General features: G+C 68.3%; 13 protein-coding genes. 2 read left to right on the plus strand and 11 right to left on the minus strand.

The genetic code is table 11. The features are described from left to right. Positions 1-60: 60 nt before the first annotated feature. From C507_RS0113460 to C507_RS0113490, 6 genes are all read right to left on the minus strand, one after another. On the minus strand, positions 61-858 hold the full coding sequence (locus C507_RS0113460) for an enoyl-CoA hydratase/isomerase family protein (protein ID WP_018700230.1): 798 nt from the start codon (positions 856-858) through the stop codon (positions 61-63). Continuing rightward, the gene (locus C507_RS0113465; RefSeq protein ID WP_018700231.1) at positions 855-2,390 is read right to left on the minus strand and encodes an AMP-binding protein; all 1,536 of its coding nucleotides are present in this window, start codon (positions 2,388-2,390) and stop codon (positions 855-857) included. Before C507_RS0113465 ends, C507_RS0113460 begins: the two co-directional genes overlap by 4 nt. Then, on the minus strand, positions 2,383-2,889 hold the full coding sequence (locus C507_RS0113470; RefSeq protein WP_018700232.1) for a (2Fe-2S)-binding protein: 507 nt from the start codon (positions 2,887-2,889) through the stop codon (positions 2,383-2,385). The genes C507_RS0113465 and C507_RS0113470 overlap by 8 nt, the downstream gene beginning before the upstream one ends. After that, positions 2,877-3,704 carry an FAD binding domain-containing protein gene (locus tag C507_RS0113475; RefSeq protein ID WP_018700233.1) on the minus strand — a complete coding sequence of 276 codons (828 nt, stop codon included), beginning with the start codon at positions 3,702-3,704 and terminating at the stop codon, positions 2,877-2,879. The genes C507_RS0113470 and C507_RS0113475 overlap by 13 nt, the downstream gene beginning before the upstream one ends. Then, a complete protein-coding gene (locus C507_RS0113480) occupies positions 3,701-6,658 on the minus strand; it encodes a xanthine dehydrogenase family protein molybdopterin-binding subunit (protein WP_018700234.1) in 2,958 nt (985 codons plus the stop codon). The genes C507_RS0113475 and C507_RS0113480 overlap by 4 nt, the downstream gene beginning before the upstream one ends. Positions 6,659-7,103: 445 nt before the next feature. Further along, positions 7,104-7,955, minus strand: a complete 852-nt coding sequence (locus C507_RS0113490; protein ID WP_026319080.1) for a helix-turn-helix transcriptional regulator — start codon at positions 7,953-7,955, stop codon at positions 7,104-7,106. Between the two features lie 447 nt (positions 7,956-8,402). Between C507_RS0113490 and C507_RS0113495 the strand changes: the two genes are divergently transcribed. Then, on the plus strand, positions 8,403-11,078 hold the full coding sequence (locus tag C507_RS0113495; RefSeq protein WP_018700237.1) for a cation-transporting P-type ATPase: 2,676 nt from the start codon (positions 8,403-8,405) through the stop codon (positions 11,076-11,078). 274 nt (positions 11,079-11,352) lie between these two features. On the opposite strand, the gene C507_RS0113500 is transcribed toward C507_RS0113495, so the two are convergent. Together C507_RS0113500 and C507_RS0113505 are read right to left on the minus strand one after the other, a co-directional pair. Further along, on the minus strand, positions 11,353-12,840 hold the full coding sequence (locus tag C507_RS0113500; protein WP_018700238.1) for a flavin-containing monooxygenase: 1,488 nt from the start codon (positions 12,838-12,840) through the stop codon (positions 11,353-11,355). A gap of 35 nt (positions 12,841-12,875) precedes the next feature. After that, on the minus strand, positions 12,876-13,322 hold the full coding sequence (locus tag C507_RS0113505; RefSeq protein ID WP_018700239.1) for a cupin domain-containing protein: 447 nt from the start codon (positions 13,320-13,322) through the stop codon (positions 12,876-12,878). A 197-nt stretch (positions 13,323-13,519) separates the two neighbouring features. Here C507_RS0113505 and C507_RS0113510 point away from each other — a divergent pair, with 197 nt between their 5' ends. Beyond that, positions 13,520-14,512 (plus strand): AraC family transcriptional regulator, encoded by a 993-nt coding sequence (locus C507_RS0113510; RefSeq protein WP_018700240.1) that lies wholly within the window; start codon positions 13,520-13,522, stop codon positions 14,510-14,512. Positions 14,513-14,552: 40 nt separating this feature from the next. Here the strand turns inward: C507_RS0113510 and C507_RS23120 are convergent, their stop codons facing one another. The 3 genes from C507_RS23120 to C507_RS0113525 all read right to left on the minus strand — a co-directional run bounded on the left by C507_RS23120 (position 14,553) and on the right by C507_RS0113525 (position 16,765). After that, a complete protein-coding gene (locus C507_RS23120) occupies positions 14,553-14,750 on the minus strand; it encodes a hypothetical protein (RefSeq protein ID WP_026319082.1) in 198 nt (65 codons plus the stop codon). 106 nt (positions 14,751-14,856) lie between these two features. Continuing rightward, positions 14,857-16,152: a cytochrome P450 gene (locus C507_RS0113520; RefSeq protein ID WP_040401133.1), complete on the minus strand. Its 1,296-nt coding sequence runs from the start codon at positions 16,150-16,152 to the stop codon at positions 14,857-14,859. After that, positions 16,112-16,765, minus strand: coding sequence for an acyl-homoserine-lactone synthase (locus C507_RS0113525; RefSeq protein ID WP_018700243.1), 654 nt, complete (start codon positions 16,763-16,765; stop codon positions 16,112-16,114). The genes C507_RS0113520 and C507_RS0113525 overlap by 41 nt, the downstream gene beginning before the upstream one ends.

Consider the following 16,765-nt stretch of genomic DNA (forward strand, 5'->3'; position numbering starts at 1 on the left):
TCCCCTTCGTTCCGGTGGTGGGGGGGGGGGAGCCGTGTCCCGCCCCGTATCGCGGCTGTGTCAGCTGCCCTTGAAGGCGGGCTTGCGCTTCTCGTGGAAGGCCTCGACGCCCTCCTTGAAGTCGTCGGATTGGCGCAGGCGGCTGTAGCAGTGGCCTTCCAGTTCGATGGAGGTGGAAAGGCTGGCGTCCTCGGTATCGTTGAGGAGCTTCTTGGCGGTGCGCTGGGCCAGCGGCGAGAAGGTACGCAACTCGTCGACGAGGGCGTCGGTGGCCGCTTCCAGCTCGGCGTCCGGCACGATCTCCGACGCGATACCCCAGTCATAGGCTTCCTGCGCGGAGATCCGTCGCGAGCGCATGACGATGTTCTTGGTGCGGGTGATGCCGACGATCTTCTGCAGGCGGGCGGACCCGCCGGAGCCCGGGATCTGGCCGAGCTTCTGCTCCGGCAGCGCGTACTGGCAGGTCTCCGATACGATGCGGAAATCACAGGCGAGCGACAGCTCGAAGCCCACGCCGAAGCAGTAGCCGCGGTTGGCCACGATCACCGGCTTGGCGCAGCGCGCCGGCGCGGCGATGTTGTCCGCCAGCTTGGAGACGGTTTCGGGCGAGGCTTCCATGAAGCCCTTGATGTATCCGCCGGAGGAGAAGTTCTCGCCTTCCGCGCGCACCACGATGACCCGCACCTCGTCCAGCGCATCCAGCGCCTCGAACGCCTTGCGCAGCTGGTCACGCTGCGGCATCGAGACGACATTGAAGGGCGGACGGTCGAGGACGATGTCGGCGCGCTCGCGCGCGGCGTCGATGTCGATGCGGAAACCGTCGAGGTCTCCGAGTCCGAGATCGGTCGGACTGGTCATGCGGCAGGCTCCTTTGTAGGCGGACTGGATTCGGGTTCGTATTCGCCGGCGGCGAGCTTGCGGCGCAAGAGCTTGCCGACCGGGGACTTGGGCAGTTCGTCGACGAAGACGTACTTGCGGGGGCGCTTGAAATTGGCGAGGCCGGACTCCCGGCACCAGGCGTCGAGGTCGCTCTGCTCAACGGGTTTCGCGCGCTTGACGAAGGCGGCGACGATCTTGCCCCAGCGCTCGTCGGGCAGGCCCACAACGGCGACGTCGGCGACGGCGTCGTTCAGCGACAGGCAGCTCTCCACCTCAATGGGCGAGACGTTCTCGCCGCCGGTGATGATCATGTCGTCGACGCGGCCGACCACGAACAGGTTGCCGTCGGCGTCGAAGTAGCCGCTGTCGCCGGTGAAGTACCAGCCATCACGCAGCGCCTTGGCATCGGCGTCGGGGCGCTTCCAGTAGCCCTCGAAGGATTCGTCGCCGGCGAGCAGCGCGACGATCTCGCCCTCCTCGCCGGTCGGGGCCAGGTCATCGGGCGACGGGGCACCAAGCGTCACCACGCGGATCTGCTGGTTGATGCCGGCACGCCCCGCAGAGCCCGGCTTGGCGACGGCGTTCTGATCGACGGTGAAGGTGTAGATTTCCGACGATCCGTAGTGGTTCACGAACAGGTCCGGCTTGAAAGCGGCATCGAGCTTTTTCAGGAGCCCGTCGGTCATCGAGGCGCCGGCGAAGCCGAGCTTGCGCACGCTGGAAACATCGAACTCGGCGAAGCGCGGGTGGTGGACCAGGTCGTGGTAAAGCGTCGGCACCAAATAGAGGTTGGTGATCCGCTCCTCGGCGATCAGCGCCAGCGCGCGCTCCGCGTCGAAGCGCGGCAGGCAGACGAAGGTGCCGCCGATCACCGACATGGCGATGAGCGAGCGCACGCCCATCGTATGGTAGAGCGGCATGACGCCAAGCGTGCATTCGCCGTGGCCATAGACGTTCTGGGCGACATGAGCGATGCCGCCGGCGCGCTCGGCCCGGTGACGGCGCGGCACGCCTTTGGGCTTGGAAGTGGTCCCGGAGGTGTAGAGCATCACCGACCAGGCGTCCGCGCCGACGCGGGCATCGGCGAGCGGCGCATCGGCGGCAAGCGTGGCCTGGAAGTCCGCACCGTCCACCGACAGCATGGGGAGGGTCTGCGCCTTCTCCGACGCCGCGACTGCCTCACTCCAGGCGTCCTCGATATAGAGCGCGCGCGCCTCGGCATCCTCGATGGCGTAGTCGATCTCGTCGGCCTTGGCGCGGAAGTTGAGCGGCGTGATGATCAGCCCGGCGATCTGGCAGGCCCAGTGCAGGGTTGCCGCCTCGTAGCGGTTCGACAGCAGCGTCACGACGTGATCGCCGGGCTTCAGGCCAAGCGTGTCGAAGTGGGCCACGACCGCGGAAATCGTCGCGTACCACTGCGAATAGGTCAGGCGCACGTCGCCATCGACGATGGCGAGCGCGTTCGGATCGCGCGCGACGCTGGCGATGAAGCTCTGGCCCAGATCAAGCATGGCTTCCCTCCCTCAGGCTTCTTGCGGCCGCGACCGCCGCGCGGACGATCGGGCCGTAGCCGGTGCAGCGGCACAGATGGCCGGACAGATGCTCGCGGATCTCCTCCTCGGAGGCGTCCGGCGTCTCCTGCAGCAACGCGTCCAGCGACATCAGGATGCCGGGCGTACAGAAACCGCACTGCAGGCCGAAATTCTGCCGGAAGGCCTCCTGCAGCGGCGACAGCGTGTCGTCGGCGCCGGCGAGGCCCTCCACGGTGCGCACGTCGGCGCCTTCGGCCTGGACGGCGAGCGTCAGGCAGGAGCGCGCCAGCGCCCCGTCGATCCGGACCGTGCAGGCACCGCAGACGCCATGCTCACAGCCCACGTGCGTGCCGGTCGCGCCGATGACGTGACGCAAAAAGTCTGTGAGCAGCATCCGCGGCTCGGCCTCGCCGGAGACGGGGCGGCCGTTCAGGGTGAAGCGGACGGTGTGGCGGCGGCCGGACGTCAGGCGCGGCATCGGGCGGCCTCCTCAAGACTCTGCCGGCCGAGCCGGCGGACAAGCTCGCGGCGGTAGCGCGCGCTCGCATGCAGGTCGTCACGGGCGTTGAGTGCCCAGGCGAACTCGTTCAGCGCATCGTCGAAATCGCCGCTGACGGGCAGCGGCAGGGTGCGGACCATCGGGCGATCCGCGACACCGCCGACCGCGAGGCGCGCCTCGCTGGCGTCCACCACCGCAGCACAGGCAACGATGGCAAAATCTCCGTGCCGTCGGCCAATTTCCCGGAAGGCGTACCCGGTCGATGGCGCGGCCTTCGGGAAGGACACGCTCTCGATCATCTCGCCGGGCTTCAGGTCCGTGGCCATCATGCCGAGGAAGAAGTCGGAGGCCGACACGGTCCGCGTCCGCCTGCGCGCCCGGAGCACGATGCCGCCCTTCAGCGCCGTCAGGACAAGCGGCAGCTCCGCGCTCGGATCGGCGTGCGCGACAGAGCCGCAGACGGTGCCGCGGCTGCGCGTCTGCGCGTGCCCGACCCACGGCAGCGCCGCGGCGACGAGCGGCAGATGCCGCGAGAGGCCGTCCCACGCCTGCAGCTTCGCCTGGCGCACCCCCGCGCCGATGCGGATCGTGTCCTTCTCTTCCGCAATGCGGCCGAGCTCGTCCACGCCCATGATGTCGACGAGCAGCGAGGGCTTGGCGAGCCGCATGTTGAGCATCGGCATCAGCGACTGGCCGCCGGCGATGACGCGGCCGTCCTCGCCCGCCTCGGCCAGCGCCTCGGCCGCCTCGGAAAGGCTGTCCGCCTTCAGGTAGTCGAACGGGGCCGGTTTCATTTGCCGCCTCCGATCAGGCTCTTGAGCCGGCTCATGACCCCGCCGCCTGAACCGCCGCCGCCGGCCTGGCGGGCCAGCGCCTGGAAGAACTGGCCGATGACGACGCGGGCCGCGCCGTCGAGCAGGCGTCCGCCGACCGAGGCGACCTTGCCGCCGATTTCGGCCTCGTAGGTGTAGGCGACGAGGGTCTCGTTGGGACCCCGCTCGGTCAGGGTGACGCGACCGGTGCCGCGGCCGAAGCCGAGCCCGCCTTCCGCGCCGCCGGAGAGCGTCACGGCCTCGGGCGGATCGAGATCGGAGAGCTCGATCTCGGCCCGGTAGCGGCCCTTCACCGGTCCGACACCCAGCGTCACGTCGGCGCGGAACAGCGTGTCGGACACCTTCTCGACACTGTGCGCGCCCGGTACCACGGCCTTAAGCGTCTCCGGATCGAGGAGCATGTCCCAGATCTTCTGGCGCGGCGCGGCAACCACAGCCTCGCCCTCGCCGCGCAGCTTGCGGCCGCCCTCGTCGGCCACCGGCTTCGGCTGTTCCTTCGGCTCCGGCTCCGGCGCGTAGAGGTGCTCGGAAATCTTCGACGGCGTCAGCGGCAGCGTCACGTCGGAAATGCCCAGCGCGTCGGCCACCGCGTTGGCGATGCACACCGGCGTGGACATGCAATTGCCCTCGCCGACGCCCTTGGCACCCAGCGGCGTGAACGGCGACGGGCTCTCGAAGTGGAGGATCACCGGGTCCGGCACCTCCATCGTGGTCGGGATCAGATAATCGGCGAGCGTGCCGGAGAGGAAGCTGCCGTCCTCGGCGTAAGCGTATTCCTCGTAGAGCGCCGCGCCCAGCGCCTGGACGAAGCCGCCGGTCACCTGGCCGTCGACCATCGCCGGATGCAGGATCCGGCCGCAGTCGTGCATGGTGACGTAGCGGTCGATCCGCACTTCGCCGGTGTCGCGATCGATCTCCACGCCGCAATAGTCGAAGATGAAGCCGTGGCAGAGCGAGGAGTTGACCTCGTCGTCCGCGGTGGGCGCGACCAGCTCGTCCGGCGTCCAGAACACAGTTTCCTGGATGGTGTGGTCGACGCCGTCGGCGAGCGTGGCCGGCGCCCAGTGGCTCGCAGCAGCGACGCGCGAGAAAGAGATGGCGTTTTCCGGATTGGCCTTCGCCACCAGCTTGCCGCCCTTGAACGTCACGTCGTCGGGCTGGACGTTGAGCTGGCTGGCGGCGACGCGCTTGAGCTTCTCCTTCAACCGGTCGACGGCAAGCTTCGTGGCGCCAGCCACGGCCGGGGCGAAGCGGCTGGAATAGTTGCCCGAGGCGATCGACCAGGCATCGCGCGCGGTGTCGACGTCGGCCGTGACGCGGATTGCCGCCGGATCGAGGCCGAGCTCGTCGGCGACGATCTGGGCGAGCACCGTGCGGTGGCCCTGGCCCTGGGGGACCGAGGCCACCTTGACGGAGACGCCGCCGAGTGGGTCGAGGCCGATGGTGGCCACCGCCTGGGCGCCGTTCTTCGGACCGGCCCTGGCGCGCTCTTCCGCCGTCAGGACCGTGGTGATGTAGCCCATGTTGGAGACCGACGGCTCGACGACGGCAGCCATGCCGATGCCGTAGATGCGCCCCTCGGCACGGGCGGCGTCGCGCCTGGCGATCAGCTCGGTGAGCCCGCCGTCGGCAACCGCCACCTCCAGCGCCGCCGGGTAGTCGCCGGAATCGAGCAGCGCGCCGGTGGCGGTCTTGTAGGGGAAGGCGCCGGACGGCACGAGATTGCGGCGGATCACGTCGAGCGGATCGAGCTTCAGGGTGCGGGCGATCTCGAAGACGAGCCGCTCCAGCGCGAAATAGACCTGCGGCCCGCCGAAGCCGCGATTGAGCCCGGTCGGCGTCTTGTTGGTAAGCACCACGCGGTTGTGAATGGCGACGTTCCGGATCGCGTAGGCCCCGGTCATGTTGCCGTGCATCCGGTAGAGGGTGGCCGGTTCCGGCGCCCTCAGGTGCGCTCCGCAGTCCTCGATCTGGTCCCAGGAGAGCGCGGTGATGGTGCCGTCGTCTTCGACCGCCGCCTCGATGCGGGTGGCGCGGTTGGTGGCGGAGACGGACGCCGTCAGATGCTCCAGCCGGTCTTCCACCCACTTGACCGGGCGGCCGGTGGCGCGGGCCGCTGCCGCGACCAGGATCATGTAGGGAAAGACGCCCTGCTTGATGCCAAAGGAGCCGCCGGAATCGCGCGGCGTGTGCAGCCTGAGCTTGTTGCCGGCGACACCCAGCGAGCGCGCCACCACGGCATGGATGGAGAACGGCCCCTGGAAGTTGGCGAGCACGTCGTAGGTGCCCTCGCCCGGATCGTACTCGGCGACGACGCCGTAGGTCTCGATGGGCGTGCAGGCGTTGCGCGGATAGGTGACGTCGATGCCGATGGTGTGCGGGGCTTCCGAGAAGGCCGCTTCGGGGTCGCCGTAACGGAAGGAGCGCTCGGAGATGACGTTGCCGCCGAGCCCGTCGTGGAGCACCGGGGCATCGGGCTCCACCGCCGCGCGCACGTCGACGACTGCCGGCAGCGTCCGGTAGCGCACGTCGACGAGGTCGGCGGCGTCCTCAGCGACATAACGGTCGGTGGCGACGACCATGGCGACTGGCTCGCCGACATAGCGGACCCGGTCGCGAGCAATGGGCCAGCACTCCACCGGCGCCTTGACGCCGACCACCATGGAACGGGTCAGCGCGCCGATCTCCTCGCCGGTCAGGACAGCCGCGACGCCGGGAAGCGCCCGGGCCGCGTCCGCGTCGATGGAGACGAGCTCGGCATGGGCGTGGGGCGAGCGCACGATCGCCGCGTGCAGCGTGCCGGGAGGCGCGCCGAGATCGTCGATATAGCGGCCGCGCCCTGTCAGCAGGGCGGCATCCTCGAAGCGCGGTATCGACCGGCCGAGAAAGCCTTCGGCATCCCGTGCCTGCACCATCGGCAAGCGACCTCCTTACTCAAACGCCCGACGGGCGACCCCTGCCGATCGCCCCGTCCGTCCAACTCTTCGCCCCGGTCCGATGTCCGGCGCCAGTCCCTGTACCGCCCCCGGCCTAGATGGTGATCGCCTGCAGCAGACGCTCCCGGTCGCCCGCGTCCTGCGGGCTGCCCGATACCGTAATCTGCCCGCGCTCGATGGCGCTCACGTCGATCAATGCGAAGAGGACCGCGGGCCGCCCATACCGGAGCGTCGCGCGTGTTACCGAAGAGTCTCAAAATCGCCTTGGCGTTGGACGGGGCGAGGCGGCTCCCCCGCATCACGCAGCGTCGGACCGGCCCGGGCGACGGACCGGACCATGCGGGGGAAAAGTCGGGGTCCATCCCTCGGTGGACCGGCTTGTGATGCCGTGAGGCAGCGCCGACGAGCGGTCCGGGCCAGCGCTTCAGAGCTCCGAGGCGCTCAGCCGGGCAACGGAGCGGAATTCGCTCGGCGACGAGCCCGCGTGGTCGCGGAAGAAGCGGGTGAAATGGGCCGGCACGCTGAAGCCCAGCCTGTCACTGATGCTGGCGAACGTGTCGTTGCCCGCCACGGCATATTCCACGGCCTGTTCCATCCGCGCGACGTTCAGGTAGACGCGCGGGCTCATGCCGTAGCACTTGTCGAAAAGCCGAAAGAAATGCGCCCTCGACAACCCGACTTCCCGGGCCAGGCCATTGACGTCGACCGAGGCGCCGGGGTCCGAGCGGATCAGGTCGGCTGCGCGCCGGATCCGCCAATCGATGCCGCCGCGGGCGAGGTCCCGATAGGACATCGAGACGGTCCGCCAGGCGGTAAAGCGCTCGATGACCGCGATCATCAGGTCCGACAGGAGTTCTTCCTGCTGATCCCTGGCATCCGGCTCGTGGACCATGGTCATCGCCAGCCTGTCGGTCAGCGACCGGACGCGCGGCGAAACGATCCCCATCGGACGATCGAAGAAGCCCGGCCCGCCGCTGGCACCCCAGTTGGGCCGGAAGCTGCGCAGCCAGGTCGGCTCGACATAGAGCGCCAGGATGACCGTGCGCGGCCGGGCGGGATCGTGAACATAGGCATGCGGCTGCCACGCGTTGACCAGGACGGCGGTGTCGTCGGACAGCGACACGACCTCGTCGCCGACCGAAAAGCGCGTATCCGCCCCTTGCACCTTGAGCAGCACGTGGCAATGCGGATGGGCGTGGCGCACGAGCGACCGGTCCATGTCGAGAAGCGCGACCCTCCCGAATTCCCCACAGGCAATACGCAGCGCGTTCGACACGGCATTCTCCCGCACCCACGCCCAACGGCCGGAGCGCTCGGACCCTCAACGTCCCGCAATTCTAACAGAGTTACGACAGATTGCGCCAAAAGGTCGCCAGACCGGGGAGCCATCACCGAGGCAGACGAGGTCGCCGGCACCGCGGGGCTGGTCCGCGGCGGCAAGGGGCGCAGGATCCCATCGCCAGCGTGATCGCACTTTCATCCAGCGCAAAGACCCTGCGACCGGCACCGCCCAGTATGGGGAGCGCAGCGGCCGGATCCCCGGTCGTACGCCGCCACTGTCTGCCTCCCGCCGCCGTCTTCCGCCGAGCCTGCTTCCATGCTGCAATCCGAGCCAGAAGCCGATCCGTTTAGAAAAGGATCATCCATGCGACTGCCCTGGGCTTCCCCGACCTCGTCTCGCCCGAGCGATCCTCCTGCGGTCGCCGTGCCCCAATGGCACGCCATGGACGCCGATGCCGCTCTCGCCGCGCTGGAGACATCCTCCACCGGGCTCAGCACCGGCGAGGCAACCGACCGGCTGGATCGCCATGGCCCGAACCGGCTGCCGCAGACCGCGCACCAGAGCGCCCTGACCCGCTTCCTGCTACAATTTCACAACCTGCTGATCTACGTGCTGATCGCGGCGGGGGCGCTGGCATTTGCCATCGGACACGCCACCGACTCCCTCGTGATCTTCGCGGTCGTCCTGCTGAACGCCATCATCGGCTTCGTGCAGGAGGGCCGCGCCGAACGGGCGCTCGACGCCATCCGTGGCATGATCGATCCGCACGCCTCGGTGATCAGGGACGGCCACCGGCTGTCGATCCCGGCCGACGAGATCGTGCCAGGCGATATCGTGCTGCTTGAGGCCGGCGACCGGGTGCCGGCCGATCTCCGCCTGATCCGCGCCCGCAGCCTGCGCGTCGAGGAGGCCGTCCTCACCGGCGAGTCGGTGCCGGTGGACAAGGCGGTGGCGCCCGTTGCGGCCGACGACCCACTGGGCGACCGCCTCTCGATGGCCTTCTCCGGCACCTTCGTCACCGCCGGTCTGGGCATCGGGATGGCGGCAGCCACCGGCCCGGCCACGGAGCTCGGCAAGATCAGCGCGATGATCGGCTCGGTCGAGCGGCTGGCGACGCCCCTAGTGCGCCAGATGGCGGGTTTCGCCCGCCAGATTACCCTGGTGGTCCTCGCCGCCTCCGCGCTGGTCTTCGCCTACGCGGCCAACGTTCAGCACTACACCCTCGACGACGCCTTCATGATCGTGGTCGGGCTGGCGGTGTCGGCGATCCCGGAGGGTCTGCCCGCCGTCATGACCATCACGCTGGCCGTCGGCGTGCAGCGCATGGCGCGGCGCCACGCCATCATCCGCCGCCTGCCGGCGGTGGAAACGCTGGGCTCGGTGTCCGTCATCTGCTCCGACAAGACGGGAACGCTGACGCGCAACGAGATGACGGTGCGCAATGTGGCGACCGCGGACGATCGCATCTCGGTGGACGGTACCGGCTATGCGCCGGAGGGTGAGTTCCTGATCGACGGCGCGCAGGTCGACCCGCCGGAGGTCGCGGTGCTGGAGGAGCTGACGCTTGCGGCGCTCCTGTGCAACGACGCGACCCTGCGCCAGACCGCGGACGGCTGGACAGTGGGCGGCGACCCGATGGAGGGGGCGCTGGTCTCGCTGGCGATGAAGGCCGGGCACGACGCGGCGGCAGCCCGGGCGGGGTTCCCGCGCATCGACGAGATCCCGTTCGATTCCCGCCACCGCTTCATGGCGACGCTGCACGCCAGGGACGGACGCGATCCCGTCGTCTACGTGAAGGGGGCGCCCGAGGCGCTCATCGACATGTGCGCGACCGCGGAGACGACAACCGGTCCCCGCCCCATCGAGGCCGGCTTCTGGAAAGCCCGCATTGAGGACATGGCCGCCGACGGAGAGCGCGTGCTGGCGCTGGCGCGCCTCGACCCGGCAGCCGGCACCACCGACATCGAGCCGGAAACGCTCGGGTCCGGACTGTCCCTGCTCGGCCTCGTCGGCCTGATCGATCCGCCGCGCCCGGAGGTCCTAGAGGCGGTCGCCGAGTGCAAGGCGGCCGGCATCCGGGTGAAGATGATCACCGGCGACCACGTGGCGACGGCCCGCGCCATCGCCGCCCAGCTCGGGCTGGGTGATCCACCGGCCACGGCGACCGGCTCCGACCTGGACGCCTTAGAGGACGGGCACTTCCGTGCCAAGGCGGCCGCGGCGGACGTGTTCGCGCGCACCAGCCCGGAGCACAAGCTGCGGCTCGTCGAGGCGCTGCAGGCCGACGGCTCCATCGTCGCCATGACCGGCGACGGGGTGAACGACGCGCCCGCCCTGAAGCGCGCCGACGTCGGCGTCGCCATGGGCGAGAAGGGGACGGAAGCCGCCAAGGAGGCGAGCGAGATGGTGCTCGCCGACGACAATTTCGCCTCCATAGTCGCGGCTGTGAAGGAAGGCCGCACGGTCTACGACAACCTGACCAAGGTGATCGCCTGGACGCTGCCCACCAACGGCGGCGAATCCTTCACCATCATCCTGGCGATCCTGTTCGGGCTGACGCTGCCGGTGACCGCCGTCCAGATCCTCTGGATCAACATGGTGACGGCCGTGGCGCTCGGCCTGACGCTGGCTTTCGAGCCGACCGAGCCAGGCACGATGGCCAGGCCCGCGCGGCCGGCCCACGCGCCGCTCCTTTCGGGACGGCTGATCTGGCGCATCCTGTTCGTCTCGGCGCTGATGGTCTGCGGCACGTTCGGCATTTATGCGTGGGCGACCCTGCAGGGGCTGAGCCTGGAGACGGCGCGCACTATGGTGGTCAACACCATCGTCGTGATGGAGATCTTCTATCTGTTCTCCGTGCGCTACGTGCACGGCACGTCGCTGACCTGGCAAGGCGTGCTCGGAACCAAGGCGGTGCTGATCGGCGTCGCGACGGTGGTGGTCGCTCAACTGGTCTTCACCTACTTCCCGCCCTTCCATTCGGTATTCGGCACCGAACCGCTGACCCTCGACCAGGGGCTGCTCACCATCGTGGCCGGCGTCGCTCTCCTGATCGTGGTGGAGATCGAGAAGCGGATCGCGGCCGCCGTCACCCGAAACCGGGAGGCGGCGGCCTGAGCCAGAAGGCCGCCCTCGCGGAGCGATGAGCGAAGCGAATGCGCGTGAGCGGATTCCTCAAGTCGCAATCGCGGACGGAAATCCGGTGCCCACTTTTCCTGCGATTGGCTCTTTTTACTCCGCAAAGCCGGACGCCGAACCGGTACCCACTTCGCCTGGCCTTGCTCCCTACCCCGCAATCGCGGACGGAAAACCGGTGCCCACTTTTCCTGCGATTGCTCCCTACCCCGCAATCGCGGACGGAAAACCGGTGCCCACTTTTCCTGCGATTGCTTTAGCCCGCCCGGTACTGGGGCGCGGAGGCAAGGAAGGAGCCGTAGGCAGCCGCGTCCGGGTAGGAGAACTGCTCCGCGAGCGGATTGGCCCGCTTGCGCTTCGTCGCCCCGATATCGGCGAGCAGCTCGTCGAGATGACGGAAATGGAAGGGTGCCGAGCACAGGCCGCCATAGACCTGGGCGGCAGGCCGCTCGCCCCGCCGCCAGGCAAGGTTCGCCTCGATATCGGCTTCCATCTCCGCCCGGCTCGGCTGCCGGGCTAGCTGGCCGTCGGCGTAGCGCACCAGCCAGTTGGCGATCATTTCCGCCGACAGAACGCTGCAGAAGGACGAGTTGAAACCGACGAAGCCCATGTCCGGCAGGTCCGGATTCACCGACAGCCGGTAGACGCGGTACTGGCCGTCCGGCTCGATCAGCTTCTCCCGGTAGGCCGGATCGAGATAGGGCACGCCGAGCTTCCAGCCCACGGCGAGCACCACGACATCGGCCTCCAGCCTGTCACCGGTGGACAGGATGACCTGACCTTCCTCGTAACGCTCGATGGTGCCCCTAATCGGAACCACAGTCCCGGCATTGAACGCCTCGAACAGGCCCGGCGTGACGATGGGCAGCGAGCAGGATACGTCCTTCTCGATCGGGTTGTCGGGCACCATGTCCCACTTCTTGAGCCCGAGCTGCAGCTTCAGGAGCGTCTCCAGGCCGCGGAAGTTGGCCCAGACCAGCGGCTTCGTCGCCGCGGCCAGCGCCCGGGCGAGCGGCCCCCTGCCCCAGCCGTTGAACTGGCTTTCCTGGGCCCGCATGTAGAGCAGCCGCTTGAAGTTGATGCCGCCGATGAAATACGGCACCCGCCAGACATTCTCCCGGTAGACCAGCGTCACGGACTTCGCGCCGTTCTGCGACGCGTTCACCGCGATGTCGGTGGCCGACTTGGAGCCACCCAGCACCACCACCCGCTTGCCGCGGATCATCTCCGGGTCGGTGTACTCCGACGAATGGGTGACCGTGCCGCCGCCCGCCTCGAACTCCTCCTGGCCGGGATGGCTGATGATGTTCTTGTCGGAAAACTGGCCGGTGCAAACAGCGACGAAGTCGAAGTCCTCGGTGCGGGCGCTGTCCGGACCCTCCAGTTCCAGCGTCCAGCCCGGTGCCCCATCCGGCCGCCGGGTCATGGAGCGCACGGCGGTGTCGAGGCTAAAGATCTCGTTCAGCCCATGCCGGTCGGCATAGGAGCGCAGATAGGCGTGCACCTGCGGTCCCTTCGGCCATTCCGGGTAATCCGCCGGCATGGCCAGGTCGGTGTAGCGGTAGAGATCCTTGGGGGACTGGGTCTGCACCCCCGGGTAGGAGCGCGAGGGCTCCCAGACGCCACCGATGTCGTGGGTGCGCTCGAACGCGTGGACGTCGTGGCCCCGCTCCTTGAACGCCTTGGCGGCCGCAAGACCGCTCACGCCGCCGCCGATCACGGCGACCTTCTTTCTCGTCACCATGGTCATCCTCCGTCTGGTCGGGATCGGGCGTCGGCTCAGCCGGCGTCCGGGGGCGGGAGGAAGTCCACGTCGTGCTCGGCGGAAATGCGCACAAGCTCGGCCGGGTCGGTGACATTGTCCAGTTGGGTGAACAGCTCGTAAAGGCGACCAGCCGGCGCGACGCCGAAGACGCAGGTGGCGGTTGTTCCAGATCGATTGAAGATGCCGTGCGCCTCGTTCTGGGGCATGCGCACGGTGTCGCCGGCCTTCGCCACGTGCTTGTCCGGACCGAACTCGATCTCCAGCTCGCCGTCCAGGACCGTGATCCACTCGTCCTGGGTGGTGTGGATGTGCGGCGGCACGAAGGTCCCGTCCGGGATCACGGCGTGCCACACGAAGGCGTTGTCGCTCAGAAGCTTGGGTGTGTAGGTGTGGCCGACGACGTTCCAGGCGGTATCGTTGATCCCGTCGGCTGCGGCCGTGACGCCTGCTTGAAGTTTCATGATGGAAGGCTCCCCTTTTTGCTTATGGGACCAGCCTAGATCCGCTTGCCGCGCGCCCGGTATCCGAAAAACGAAACAATCGCCCTGCCCGGCCGAGCAGAAGCGCGCGGTCCTCTTGACCCGCGCGCGGTTTCACCTGGCTGACGACTGCGCGAACGACTTGACACTGCGAAAAGCGGAACGGCATCCTTTCCCTCATGCGGACGACCGAGGCACGGCCGGCGCCGCTCGACAGGTTCCGGCTGTTTGCAAGCACCGAACTGGACGAGGCCCGCGAGATCGTCGCGCGGACCTTCTGCGACCATCGGCTTCGCCAGGTGCGGGCCGGTGAGCGCCTCGACGCGCGACACAACCACGCCCCCGGCCAACTCTTCTCGCTCAACTACATCCGCTATGGCGCGGACGTGGAAATCGAGCCGGGCGAGCTGGGCTCCTTCTACCTGATCCAGATCCCGATCAGCGGCACCGCCACGATCCGCAACGGACGCACGGAAGTCCTCGCCGGCCCGACCCGTGCCAGCATCCTGAACCCGGACCGCCACACAGCCATGCGCTGGCACGCCGGCTGCGAGAAGATCCTGCTGCAGGTGGATCGTGAGGCCCTTGGCGCGCTGGTGGAGAGCCTGTCGGGCCATCGGCTCGCCGGGCCGGTGAGGTTCGACCCGGAGATCGATCTTGAGAGGCCGGAAATGGCGGCCTGGATCCGCCGGGTCCGCGCCCTGGTGGCGGAGACCGATGCCGGCCGGCTCATGCCCGGCACGCGGGATCCGTTCCGCCAGCTTCTGGAGGAGGAGCTGCTGGGCCGTTTCCTGGCACTCCAGCCAGGCAATGCGCGCCACCTGGTGGATGGCGTGCGAGACCGCGCACAGCCAGGCCACGTCAAGCGCGCGCTCGCGTATATCCGTGCCAACCTGGACGGCCCCGTCTCGCTTGCCGACCTCGCGGCGGCGGCAGGCGTCAGCGGCCGCACCGTACAGCTCGGGTTCCAGGCAAGCTTCGGCCTATCACCGCTGCAGGTCGCGCGGTCCGAGCGGCTGAAGCAGGTCCATTTCGCCTTGCTGAGCCGCAACGACGACACGCCGATTGCCGAACTGGCCTCGGCCTGGGGCTTCTCGCACATGGGCCGGTTCTCGGCCCTTTATCGCCAGGCATTCGGCTGCCTGCCCAGCGAAACGCGCGCACTGCACTGAAGGCCTCACGCCTCGTGTTCCGCAGCGCTGCGCCGAGGCCTCAGTGAAGACGGCCCGCCAGCCTGGTTTCCTTCCGAGCCGGCTCGGCCATGTGCTCCATCGCCACGGCGATGTGGTATGCGGCGGTGGTGTCCTGCGGTTCGATGGACTGGCGGATATATTCCAGCATCGCGATCAGTGTCTGCCTGTCTGATTTCTGCTCTTGCGACATTGCGGTCTCAGGTCCGGTCTTGCGCATGCCGCCCCGCCCCCGGGCCGCACGCTGTCTTGTTCGCTTGCCCGCCCGCAGCCTCGACGACGGACGGGAAGCCCTCGATGGGTCACCTGCAGCAACGGCCGTTGCGTCAGGCCGCCCGGTGCAGTTCGCGCTTGGTAACGGCGCCGCGCGGATGCAGCCGCATCTGCAGCGGCGGCGGGATGATGGTGATCACCGGCTTCGGCGGCGGCGCCGGCTCCGACGACACCAGTTCCACCTCGAAGGATGCCGCGATCTCCAGGGCGATCAGCTGCAGTTCCAGGAGCGCCAGCGACATGCCCACGCAGACCCGCGGTCCGACACCGAAGGGCATGTAGGCGGCGCCGCTGTGGATCCGGTTGATGTCGAAGGTCTCCGGGTCCGGCCAGTAGCGCGGGTTGCGCTGCATCTGCCACGGGCTGATCAGCAGCGACGTTCCCGCCTTCAGCTGCCGTCCGCCCATCTCGATCGGCTTCTTCGTCTCGCGCGACAACCAGTAGGCGGACGGGTAAAGCCGCAGGACTTCCTTGACGAAGGCCATCGTGGTCGTGGCCCGCGACAGGCGCGAGGCGTCGACGTCGCCGTCCGGCGTGCTCACCTGCCGGGCCTCGTCGGCGATCTGACGCGCGAGATCCGGATGGCGGGCCAGAAAGTAGAGGATCCACGCCGCGGCCGAACCGGACGTGTGATGCCCGGACAGGAGCAGGAGGAGGATTTCCTCGTGCATGGCCTTTTCGGACAGGTCCAGCTCATCCAGCGCGGAGATCAGGCTGTGGCGCTTGGCATCCGAGCGGGCCTTCTCCACCACGAACCCCATGGTGTTCTTGGCGGCGGAGAGCTTGGCCTTCTTGCGCGCCTTCACCCAGGGGAAGTCGGGGATGATCTTGAAGATCTCCGCCGCAAGATCGTCCTCGGCCAGGTGCAGCGCTGTAATCAGTGCCGTCTCGTCGGCCGCCGACAGAACGCCGTGGCCGAACAGGATCGTGGAGACGATCCGCACCGCAAGCGGCGCGGTGGCCTGGTGGGCATCGAACGTGCCTTCCCGGGCCAACATCGCCGCGTGCTGACGGATGACCGCGGTGATTTCGGGCACGAAGCTGGACGACACCCCCTTGGCGAGCTGGCCGTGGATCGCCGCGCGCCGAGTCCGGTGTTCCTCGCCGGAGAGCACCATGGAGCTCTCGCCGATGATCTCGCGCAGCTTGTAGATCAGCTGGCCCTTGTCGATGGTGTCTTCCGGCGCCCGCAGGATCGGCTTCACTAGATCCGCGTCGGAGACGAGATAGACCGGCCCTGCCCCCATGGAGAGGGGCACCAGCGGGTCGCTCGCACCGTTGCCGCGGCTCTCGAAGAAGCCCAGCTGGTCACGCTGAAACGCGATCAAGTCTGCCAAAGGTAGTTTCATCGGTGACCTCCAGAAGGCTCCGGGGAACGGAGAAAAGCATGCCGAGGCGCCGGCGCTGCTCGTGGATGGGGATTTCGCCGGCAACGCCGAAGATGACGCGGCCACGGACGTCGCGGCCGACGGGGCGGGGCTCGCCATAGCGCCGCGTCTTGATGCCGAGGCGTTGGAGAAAGCGCTCGTGGCGCAGATCGACCAGGGCCGGCAGGGCGCGCGCGCCCCGACGTTCGGCAAAGTCGAACATCGCCGCATAGAGGGAAATGGCCAGGCCGGAGCTTTCGGGATGAATGCCGAAGCGGCTGATCTCCCACGCGGTCACGTCCGCCGGGAAGGCCTCGGCCGGCGCAAGCCCGGGGAAGGCATCGCGCACCAGGTAGGGACGGTCGCAGCGGATCGCACGGAAGCAGCCGCGCAACTCGCCATCACCGAGAAGCGCGCAGTACTCCGTCATGTCGGTGTCGAACTCGTCGCGCTCGAGCCCATTCTCGGTGTTCAAGATCCAGCCGAGCTGGTCGGAGAACAGGGCTTTGCGAAACTGCGCCACCTCCCTGTAAAGTTGGGGGCGATCCGCCTGCCGGAACAGGATCGCTTTGGTTTCTTTCGGCGTGTCTCGCAT

The organism is Amorphus coralli DSM 19760, assembly GCF_000374525.1.
In the GTDB taxonomy this organism is placed as follows: domain Bacteria; phylum Pseudomonadota; class Alphaproteobacteria; order Rhizobiales; family Amorphaceae; genus Amorphus; species Amorphus coralli.

Coding starts and splice junctions, on each gene's coding strand:
- C507_RS0113460 (WP_018700230.1), bottom strand. CDS start 858: ATGACCAGTCCGACCGATCTCGGACTCGGAGACCTCGACGGTTTCCGC.
- C507_RS0113520 (WP_040401133.1), bottom strand. CDS start 16,152: ATGAAACTACCTTTGGCAGACTTGATCGCGTTTCAGCGTGACCAGCTG.
- C507_RS0113495 (WP_018700237.1), top strand. CDS start 8,403: ATGGACGCCGATGCCGCTCTCGCCGCGCTGGAGACATCCTCCACCGGG.
- C507_RS0113505 (WP_018700239.1), bottom strand. CDS start 13,322: ATGAAACTTCAAGCAGGCGTCACGGCCGCAGCCGACGGGATCAACGAT.
- C507_RS0113465 (WP_018700231.1), bottom strand. CDS start 2,390: ATGCTTGATCTGGGCCAGAGCTTCATCGCCAGCGTCGCGCGCGATCCG.
- C507_RS23120 (WP_026319082.1), bottom strand. CDS start 14,750: ATGCGCAAGACCGGACCTGAGACCGCAATGTCGCAAGAGCAGAAATCA.
- C507_RS0113525 (WP_018700243.1), bottom strand. CDS start 16,765: ATGCGAGACACGCCGAAAGAAACCAAAGCGATCCTGTTCCGGCAGGCG.
- C507_RS0113475 (WP_018700233.1), bottom strand. CDS start 3,704: ATGAAACCGGCCCCGTTCGACTACCTGAAGGCGGACAGCCTTTCCGAG.
- C507_RS0113470 (WP_018700232.1), bottom strand. CDS start 2,889: ATGCCGCGCCTGACGTCCGGCCGCCGCCACACCGTCCGCTTCACCCTG.
- C507_RS0113510 (WP_018700240.1), top strand. CDS start 13,520: ATGCGGACGACCGAGGCACGGCCGGCGCCGCTCGACAGGTTCCGGCTG.
- C507_RS0113480 (WP_018700234.1), bottom strand. CDS start 6,658: ATGGTGCAGGCACGGGATGCCGAAGGCTTTCTCGGCCGGTCGATACCG.
- C507_RS0113500 (WP_018700238.1), bottom strand. CDS start 12,840: ATGGTGACGAGAAAGAAGGTCGCCGTGATCGGCGGCGGCGTGAGCGGT.